The 1,801-nt window shown below is 67.9% G+C and carries 1 protein-coding gene and 1 pseudogene; one reads left to right on the forward strand and one right to left on the reverse strand.

What is annotated here, in order from left to right; genetic code table 11:
• Positions 1 to 569: pseudogene (locus WAN71_RS03735) on the reverse strand (hypothetical protein); the annotation flags it as partial.
• 470 nt (positions 570 to 1,039) lie between these two features.
• Here WAN71_RS03735 and WAN71_RS03740 point away from each other — a divergent pair.
• Positions 1,040 to 1,801, forward strand: a 762-nt coding sequence (locus WAN71_RS03740) for an AAA family ATPase (RefSeq protein WP_422224042.1), incomplete at its 3' end; no start/stop codon positions are given.

Consider the following 1,801-nt stretch of genomic DNA (forward strand, 5'->3'; position numbering starts at 1 on the left):
CCGTTATCCGGTGCGCTCTCGACTGGGGGTGAGCCAGGCACGACAGCAGCCGGGGGGACATCCCCGGGAGCTTGCGGTGCGGCGGGAGCTTGCGGTGCGGCGGGAGCTTGCGGTGCGGCGGGACCGGGGACCACAACCGCGGGCCTCGGCTGAGTCGAGCTGGTGGAGCTGACCAGGGTCATAGCCAGTGCGGCACCGGCGCCGACCGCGCCGATCACAACCGCGGCAACTACCGCACGCTTGGGCACGAACCACCGCTTGGCGGCCGGGGTACTCGGCTCAGGCGCGAAGTCCGCGTCACGCGCGAAGTCGGAACGCTCCGACAGGTACCCGTCAGGGGCTGCCGGGTCACCGAGCGGACTCGACGCCCATGCTGAGGCGATCGTGTAGTCCCGGGACGCGATTGTGTCGTTAGCCGGTCGCCTTGTGTACGTGGTCCTCGTGTAGGTGGTCCGGTCCGGGGACGCGTTTGTGTCCTCCGCCGATCGGTTGTAATCCTGGGCCGCGATTGTGTGGGCGGCCGGTCGCCTTATGTAGGTGGTCCGGTCCGGGTCGTGGGTAGAGCGCATGATCTGTTTCCTTACCTGTAGTCGCGGCCCGCGGTGGGCGGCTCTCGTCGGTAGGAGCAGCCACCCCTGGCCCGACGGACACTTTTTGACAACTTTTTTGGTGACCACCCAGGGCGGGTCGCCTGGCATTGGATCAGGCCAGGGGGCACGCACCACTCTTTGAGGTGTTGTGTGCACCCCAACACCGCGTCCCGGTGGCGGGGCTGTCTCAGGCTGTTCAAGGTGGCCATCCTTTGCGCGCGGATCTGATTGAGAGGCGTGAACGGGGGCTGAGGCCTAAGCTTTAAGCCACATCCTGACCCGATGTGCGTTTTGCTGGTGTCTGCGACAGGCCGCCCGCTCACGCTTCCGCCAGTAGTGTGCGCGCCCGACTGGTCTCGGCACATCCGTAGTTGTACCTATATTTGGCCCGAGATTTGCAACACCGCCACCAGCGGATGTGGCGGAGCGCAGGGAGTCCGAGACGGCCGGTGGACAGTCTGCTGGAGCGCGACGCCGTGCTGGCCGAGTTGGATCGGTCGGCGCGGCAGGCAGCGCGGGGCGATGGGTCGCTGGTGTTGCTGCGGGGGGAGGCCGGGGTCGGCAAGACCGCGGTGATCGCCCAATTCATCTCGCGGCTGGGACAGCGGCTCAGCGTTTTGCGGGGCTGGTGTGATCCGCTGGCCGCGCCGCGGCCGTTGGGTCCGCTCATCGATATGCTTGCCGGGCTGGACGGCGTGCGGGCAGCGCAGCTGCGAGCGGCGATCGATGCCGGTGACAGCGAAACGGTCTATGCCGGGCTTTTGGCGTTGTTCGGCGAGGGCGCCAAGTGGGTGTGGGTGATTGAGGATGCGCACTGGGCCGATGGAGCCACCCTGGATTTGTTGCGGTTTTTGGGCCGCCGAGTCAGCTCGCTGCCGCTGCTGCTGATCGTGTCCTATCGCGACGATGAAGTCGGGGAACAACACCCGCTGGCGGCGGCGCTCGGTGACCTGGCGACCTGCGCCGCAGTGACCCGGATCGCCCTCGATCCACTAAGCCGAGACGCGGTAGTGGTTCTGTGCGCCGGCAGCGGGATCAACGCCGACGAGTTGCATCGGCTCACCGACGGTAACCCGTTCTACGTCACCGAGGTGCTGGCGGCCGGTCAGGATGCGCTGCGCGGGGGCGCTTTGCCGCGCAGTGTGTCGGAGGCGGTCTGGGGCCGGCTGGCGCGGCTGTCGCCGCCGGCGCGTGACACCGCACACGCGGCG

The sequence above is a fragment of the Mycobacterium sp. genome (assembly GCF_049280035.1).
Lineage (GTDB): Bacteria > Actinomycetota > Actinomycetes > Mycobacteriales > Mycobacteriaceae > Mycobacterium.